Genomic DNA, 7,253 nt, shown 5'->3' on the forward strand with positions numbered 1-7,253 from the left:
GCGGCCTTCCGGCAAGCCCGGGACAGCCCCGTTGGGCGTGGCCTTCGGCGCCGAACCTTCAGGTCGCGGCCCGTCAAGGTCCTGGCTGGAGGCATAGCCGCGGTCTTCGTGCTCGGCGGGGTGGCCATCGCGGCGCAGACCGGAAACCTTCCCCTGCCGTTCCACCCCGGTGCCGCCACCTCAGGTCCTGTGCCGTCCACTGCCACTGTCCCCGGCAATCACGGCGCCGTAGCCCCCCACCCGAGCGGCACCCCCAGCTCTTCCGCGGCCACCGGCTCGTCCCACACGCCTGTGCCACCCGCGCAACCCTCCTTGCCTGCAGCGGTCACTTCTCCGGCACCGGCGGGCCAGGACGTGAAGGGACTGTGCGAGAAGTACGTCCAAGCGACAGATCGCGGTCAGTCCCTGGAGTCTCGCTCCGGGGCCCGGCTCGAGCAGGCGGCCGGCGGAAAGAGCGAAGTCGACGCCTACTGTGCACGGCTGCTCGGTAGGGCCGCTGCTCATGGCAAGTCCCCAGCCTCGCCGACGCCACCGTCCTCTCGACCGACCGGGCCGCCCACCCCTCGGAGGTGACCGGGCGGACGACCGGGCCGGAGGGTGTGGAGACCCTCCGGCCCGGAGCGATACTGACTGGCTGAGAGGTTCAGAAGGCGCCGATGCCGTTGGGGGTGCCCAGGCCGGTGGGGCCGTCCCAGCCGGTACGGGCGTTGCACCACTGAACGGTCGGGCACGTGCCGTTGCTTCCGGAGGTGACGTCCCACAGCGAGGCGGAGTGGGTGTAGGGGTAGTTGTTGTCGATCGAGCCTGTGTTGCCGGCGAGCGCGTACACCGAGCCGATGACCGGGGCGGAGACGCTGGTGCCGCCGAAGACCATCCAGCCGGAACTACCCTGGTAGGCGGTGCTGTCATAGACCGCGACACCGGTGGAGGGGTTGGCGACCGCGGAGACGTCGGCCTCGGCCCGCTTGGCGCAGCCGGTGCCGAATGAGGCGGCTCCGGTGAGTGCGGTGTTGTAGGCGGAGCAGCCGCTGCCCGCGCCACTCCAGGCGGTCTCGGTCCAGCCGCGCGCGTTGGAGGCGGTGTTGAGGGTGGTGCCGCCGACGGCGGTTACATAATGCGAGGAAGCCGGGTAGCTCGCACCGTATCCGCTGTCGCCGGAGCTGGCCGTGACGGCTATGCCCGGGTGGTTGTAGTAGGTCCCGTAGTTGGCGTCCGAGGCGTCGGAGCCGCCGTAGCTGTTGCTGATCGCCACGACGCCGGGAGTTGCGGCGGCGCGGTTCACGGCCGCACCCAGGTTGGCGAAGGACGCGGACTTGGCTTCGACGAGCAGGATGTGGCAGTTCGGGCAGATGGCGGACACCATGTCGATGTCGAGGGAGATCTCCTGGGCCCAACCACCGTCCTTGCGGGGGTAGGCGGTGCCACCGTTCTGATCGATCTTCTTGAAGCAGCCGTTGGCGGTGGTGCAGGCCGGAAGTCCGAACTGGCTGCGGTAGACCGCGAGATCGGCCTCGGCGGTCGGGTCGTCGTAGGCATCGACGATCGCCACTGTGCGGCCCGCACCAGCCGTTGCTGACGGTAGCGCGTAGGCCGCCTGGAGGCTGGCGGGCCCATACCCTGACGGGGTGGCGTTGGGCGATATCGTCTTGGCCGGGGCGATGTCGGTTCGGAGGATCGCCTTGCAGGAGGCGAAGCCGGCCTGGGCGGTGGCACAGGAATGGGCCGTGGCCTGTGCGGGCAGCGCCACGGTCTGCGAGGCTTGGGCGGTGCCAAGGACCATGAGCGGGATTGCCGCCATGGCCATGACACCTACGCCGACGAGCCTTGCGCGGAGTTGCATGTCGTTCTCCTCGGATAGTGGTCGAACGGGTTCTCGACCTCGGCAGGCGATCGGCTCCTTGTCGGGGAGATCGTGTCTGCCGCCGTCTGGCGCTCTTTGATGACTGCCTCCGCGTCACAGCCAGGAGGAAGGCTGTGTCCGCCGTGAGCCCCGGCAGGGATCGGCTGCTGAGGCGATGGGCTGTGGGGCCGAAGAAGCCGCTGTCAGGGGAGAGTGGCGAACGAGGCCAGGAACGCCCGGGCGGCGGGGGAGTCGAGCCGGTAGGCGACATTGGTCGCGTAGCACGGTGAGTCGCCGGTGATTGTTGTCGCTGCCAGCACGAGCCTGCCGCCGAGAACGGCGAAGTTCGGGCCGCCGGAGTCGCCGTAGCAGGCACCGCCGTTGCCCTGTGGTTCCGTCATCGCCAGGCGGACCCAGGACGGATTGAGAGCGTCGAAGGTGACGGGTGCTTTCATGCGGACGCCGCCACCGGGATGCGACTGTCCGCCCGGACCGCGGGCCGCCTCTTCGGTGCCGTAACCGGCCACCACGAACGCGGTGGAGTGCAATCGCCGGGACCCCAGAGCGCTCAACTCCCCGGCGCCGGGCAGTGTGGCAGGGGTGAACGACCACCGGGCGGCCATCGAGACGGCCGGTACCTGGATCACGGCGATGTCGTGCGGGTCGGAGGACGGGCCGGGATAGGCCGGGTCTGTGTGGGCGGTGCCTTCGATCCCCACGGCTGTGGCGACGGCCGACGGGTTGCCGGGGTGGGCCCTGGCGGCGGAATCGAGAGCGGACTGCACGTCCTGATCGAGGGAGACAAAGAACTGCACGCCCGCGGGCCAGTCCGTGGTGCAGTGTCCCGCCGTGACGAACGTGTCGCGATCCACCATCGTGCCGGAGCACACCCAGTCCACTCTGTCGGGCGTCTCGGGATCCGCGTCGTCGTCCCACTGCGCGATCAGCGCCCCGACTTCGGTCCGCTCCGGCGCGGGCGTCGCGTTGTACGAGTTGATGGCGGCGGCGGGGAGCGCCGCGGCGAAGACCATCCCCGCGGCGGTGGCAAGGGCAGCCGCACTTGCGCCGTAACGTCGCAGTGCGGTCGCCGTGTTCCAGAACGTCACGATCAGCTCCCTCAGGGCAGCCGCCGGCACCCCGGCGGCATCACAGACCACGCGTACCGAACTCCGCCGGACCCCGTCCGACGACTCCGTCAACCCAGCCGGCTGAGAGTTGCCGGCCGGTTGGACGCGTGCAGTGTGATGGTCTTCGAGGACCAGCGCAAGGTGCCACATAAAACCTGCCAAAAGCCGCGCATGCCCCGCCAATTGGGTATTCCCACCAAGCGCGGCGGCGCACGGTCGATCCCACGAGCGCGTTCCGTTGCCGGGGGTGCTGGGAGGTCATCCGCGCGAGAGTGCGCCGCTCGGCATAGGCGTTCCCACCTCCATCGCCGGCAGACCTCACGCAACCGTGAATTCGCCGCACAGCGGTTTGCTGGGCCTTCCGACCTCACGGGAGTCGACGCTAATGGGGTGCTTCGGGTCGGTTCGTAGGCGGGCTGACGGGCACGGGCGCTGGAAGGACCAGCTCGGGGCTTCATCCCCCGGGCTGGTCCTTCGCGGTTGTTTCCTGGCAGTGGGTCGGGTGCGTGCGGAGGTCGTCAGCCGGCGCGGTAGGCGGTCCAGGAGTCGGTCATGCGCTGCACCTGGCCCGCGGTGAACTGGTACATGCAGGGGTCGTAGGTGTAGTCCATGAAGTTGTGGATGGGGTCGGCGCCGGGCTTGTTCGCGCAGGTGTCGCGGCCCGTCGGACACTGATAGGCGGCACTCTTCTCCGCCGGGGTGTCGGAGACGTAGTCGCCGTTGCCGTTACAGCCGCCCTGGAAGGTGTGGTAGAGCCCGAACCAGTGGCCGACCTCGTGGGTGGCGGTATCGCCCTCGTTGTAGTTGGTGGCCGAGCCGCCGGGCAGGGAGGTGTCGAGGATGACGACACCGTCGTCCTTGGGGTTGGACTTGTAGGAGCTGGGGAACGTCGCCCAGCCGAGCAGGCTCTGGCCGAGGCTGGCCGTGTAGAGATTGAGGGCGTTGGCGCCGCCCTTGCGCAGGGTTGTCTTCATGGATTTCTCGGCTGACGAGCCGGGTGTGAGGCCGTTGTACCAGCCGGCGTTGTCGGTGTAGTCCGTGCCGGCGAGTGAGAACTGGAACGGAGTCGCCGCGTTGCCGGTGCCCTGGCCGCTGTAGGCGGCGTTGAGGACCGACATCTGTCGGCTGATGTCGGTCGAGGAGAGGTTGCCGGCAGCACCGCTGTGGATGACGTGGACGTAGACCGGGACGGTGGTGGCGGCCAGGGCAGCCGGGGCGAGATTGCGGCCTTGGGCGCGCAGAGCGGTGACGCGCTGTTGAAGCGCTGTGTCCATGGCCTTGGCCTGGGCGTCGGTCAGTTCAGCTGGCTCGTGCCCGGTGGCGCCTTTCATCTTGCGGGCGGCGGCGTCGCTCTGGTTGTCCGTCGAACAAGCCGTGGCGGCGGCCGGGTGAGCGGCAGCAGCTGTCACCGTGCCGGCTACGCCGGGCAGCGGCAGCAGCGCAAGGGCACCGATCGCGGCAGCGGCACCGAGCAGACGGTTGTTGGACGGGTGGAGACGGGGGGAGCGGGGCAGGCGGCGCATGGGCACTCCTCGCTGCGAACTCGGCGGGGAGGAACTTCCTCTCCGCCGCGGGGAGGCTATGGCCACTTGTCATGTCTGCGGCAGATCCGAACTGGCCGAGTCGATTGTGCGGGCAAATCGGGCGCGGATCGCAAGAAGTGCGGCGTGGGGCCGGTTGCCGTGTCCCGATACGGGTGCCAGTGCGCAGCATGCGGCCCGCCGATTGATGTTCCGTTAACAGGCCAGGGCAGCCGAATTAACGAGCCACGGTGACTGAAAATGGTGTTTCATCGACCCGAAAACCGGTACGCGGCCTGCCGGGCAGGGTGGGCGGCAGCGGCGGACGCCATGGGAGGGCCTGTCCGTGTACTCGGACAGGCCCTCCCATGCGCGCAGCTAGCTGCCCGTTGGTCCGAGGTCAGTTGTGCTGTCCCTTGCGACGGCGCATCGCGAGGGCCGTGCCGCCGCCGAGCAGCAGCACGGCAGCGAAGGTCAGGCCGCCGACGGAAGCGCCGGTCGACGCAAGGGTGCCGTCACCAGTGGTGTCGGAGGCGGTGGGGGAGGCGGCGGGGGAGCCCGTGGTCGGAGCCGAGGTCGGGGCCTGGGTCCCGGAGGAGGGCGACGTGCTCGGACTTCCCGAACCGGTGGGAGTGCCCGTGGGAGTGCCGGTGGACCCCGGTCCGCCCGACGTGCCGCTCTCCTCGCAGTTGGTCCAGAAGACCTTGTGCTTGGCTTTGCCGTGCTCCCCGTTGAAGTTCCAGATGAGCTTGTAGTGGCCGTTCGGCAGGCTCAGGTCCCCGGTGCGTCCGTGGCCTTTGCTGTCGAGGGTGATTGCTCCGGTCTTCGCCTCTTGGTTCTTGCCGGTGGGCGGTATTTCGACGATCTTCCAGTCGGCCTGCTGCAGGCCGTCGAAGAAGAACGCGTCGAGGTAGAAGGCGCAGACGTGAGGCTCGTTCTTGACGAGATCCTCGCCGGTCTTGGCATCGTGGATCTTGATGGTGCCGTTGTCGCCGGGGGCGGCGGCGAAGGCGCCCGGGGCAAGCAGCAGGGAAGCTGCAGCGACCGCGGTCGCTGCAGCTGCCAGGTGAAGAGTGCGCATGGGCATACCAACCTGAAGGTGGGGTGGAGCGGGGGGAGATGGCCAGAATGGGCGCACTCGATCCGTGCGTCAAGGAGAATGGCGCCAGGTATATCCCGTTACAGCGCCCATGTCCTGATCGTCAACGGTAACGATCCAGCCATGGCGGAATGGTGTGGTCCGGACCATCTCATCGGTGCCGTCTCCCACAGCCGACTGGGCGCTGGGCAGGGGCGGGTTGGCATTCCGCGATGTCGTGGACAGTGGTTCCAGTTCGTTCGGTGGGTCCCGGTCTCTCCTTGTTGGCAGACGGTAGCGTGTAGCGCCCATTCGTGCCGACCTTGGCAACCTGACACTCCGTAAAAGAGGGCACTCGCCCCCTGCGCGGGACGCCACACGCCCAAGCTGGGCCCGCGCCTTCGAGTGTTCCCAAGGGCACCCATCCTCACGGCACGTAAAACCGCCCGCCTGCGCACCCTCCAGCCACTCACCGAAGAGCACGGCGGCCGGTAGGCCGCACATTCCCGTCGACGAACTGCACGCCCTGCGCTCCGAGGCCGTCACGGACCCTTCCCTGCCCGGCCGGGGACTTTCTGCGTTGGGCCGGTGCCGCGGGCGCGACCGTGGCACCGGCCGGCTCCGGCATGCTCCTGCCCCCGAGCACCCTGCGTCGCCTCGGCGCCAAGTGGCCGTACGGGGGTCACGTCCGGGGTGGTGGTGTATGGGTTCCACCTGATCAGGGGGTTTGCGCCTGATCATCGGGGTGGTGCCGGGACGTAAGACGGCCATCGGCTGATTCTTCGAGATGTCGAGTCGCGAAGAGGAGTTCAGCACGATGACCGCACCTGAAATTGTGCCCCTGGCTGGCCTGTTGGAGGAGAACCTTGCCTCGGCGAGTCCGGATTTGTTGCGGGCGATGGTGAAGACCTTCGCCGAAGCGTTGATGTCCGCGGACGCCGACGCGGTCTGCGGAGCGGAGTACGGGCAGGTCAGCGACGAGCGCGTCAACCAGCGCAACGGCTACCGGCCCCGGTCGTGGGACACCCGCGCCGGCACCGTCGAGCTCGCGATCCCCAAGATCCGCTCCGGTTCGTACTTCCCTAGCTGGCTGCTGGAGCGTCGTCGCCGGGCCGAGCAGGCGCTGGTCTCGGTGGTCGCCACCGCCTACCTGCTGGGGGTCTCGACCCGCCGGGTCACCAAGCTCGCCGAGTCTCTCGGTGTCACTCAGTTGTCGAAGTCACAGGTCAGCGAGATGGCCAAGCACCTCGACGCCCGGGTGGCGGAGTTCCGCAACCGCCCGCTGGACGCCGGACCCTACACGTTCGTGTGGCTGGACGCGCTGACGCAGAAGGTCCGCGAGGGCGGCCGGGTCGTGAACGTGCACTGCCTGGTCGCGGTCGGCGTCAATGCCGAGGGCCAGCGCGAGGTCCTGGGCTTGGACGTCGCGGCCGCCGAGGACGGGGCCGGGTGGCTGGCGTTCCTGCGCGGCCTGGTCGCCCGCGGCCTGACCGGGGTCCAGCTCGTCGTCTCCGACGCCCACGCCGGCCTGGTCGAGGCGATCGGCGCCGCCCTGCCGGGCACCGCCTGGAGCGCTGCCGCACCCACTGGAGTCGTAAAGATTCAACATGTTGCCTTTCCTCGCGGGACTCGTTGAGCCGGTATGGGCATATCCAGTGAGGTCCGCGGGCAGCTCGCGCTGCGGTTCG

Annotated in this window: 4 protein-coding genes and 1 pseudogene; 1 reads left to right on the forward strand and 4 read right to left on the reverse strand. The window is 68.8% G+C overall.

Annotation, left to right across the window (positions count from 1 at the left end):
- Positions 1 to 643: 643 nt before the first annotated feature.
- From O3W51_RS39060 to O3W51_RS39075, 4 genes are all read right to left on the reverse strand, one after another.
- Positions 644 to 1,840: a S53 family peptidase gene (locus tag O3W51_RS39060; protein WP_138357810.1), complete on the reverse strand. Its 1,197-nt coding sequence runs from the start codon at positions 1,838 to 1,840 to the stop codon at positions 644 to 646.
- 203 nt (positions 1,841 to 2,043) lie between these two features.
- On the reverse strand, positions 2,044 to 2,946 hold the full coding sequence (locus O3W51_RS39065) for a trypsin-like serine protease (protein ID WP_244809742.1): 903 nt from the start codon (positions 2,944 to 2,946) through the stop codon (positions 2,044 to 2,046).
- A 539-nt stretch (positions 2,947 to 3,485) separates the two neighbouring features.
- Positions 3,486 to 4,490 (reverse strand): zinc metalloprotease, encoded by a 1,005-nt coding sequence (locus O3W51_RS39070; RefSeq protein ID WP_138357809.1) that lies wholly within the window; start codon positions 4,488 to 4,490, stop codon positions 3,486 to 3,488.
- Between the two features lie 397 nt (positions 4,491 to 4,887).
- The gene (locus tag O3W51_RS39075; RefSeq protein WP_138357808.1) at positions 4,888 to 5,568 is read right to left on the reverse strand and encodes a hypothetical protein; all 681 of its coding nucleotides are present in this window, start codon (positions 5,566 to 5,568) and stop codon (positions 4,888 to 4,890) included.
- Positions 5,569 to 6,382: 814 nt separating this feature from the next.
- Between O3W51_RS39075 and O3W51_RS39080 the strand changes: the two are divergent.
- A pseudogene (locus O3W51_RS39080) lies at positions 6,383 to 7,158 on the forward strand (IS256 family transposase); the annotation flags it as partial.
- Positions 7,159 to 7,253: the final 95 nt, after the last annotated feature.

The sequence above is a fragment of the Streptomyces sp. H39-C1 genome, from assembly GCF_027158125.1.
Lineage (GTDB): Bacteria > Actinomycetota > Actinomycetes > Streptomycetales > Streptomycetaceae > Actinacidiphila > Actinacidiphila fildesensis.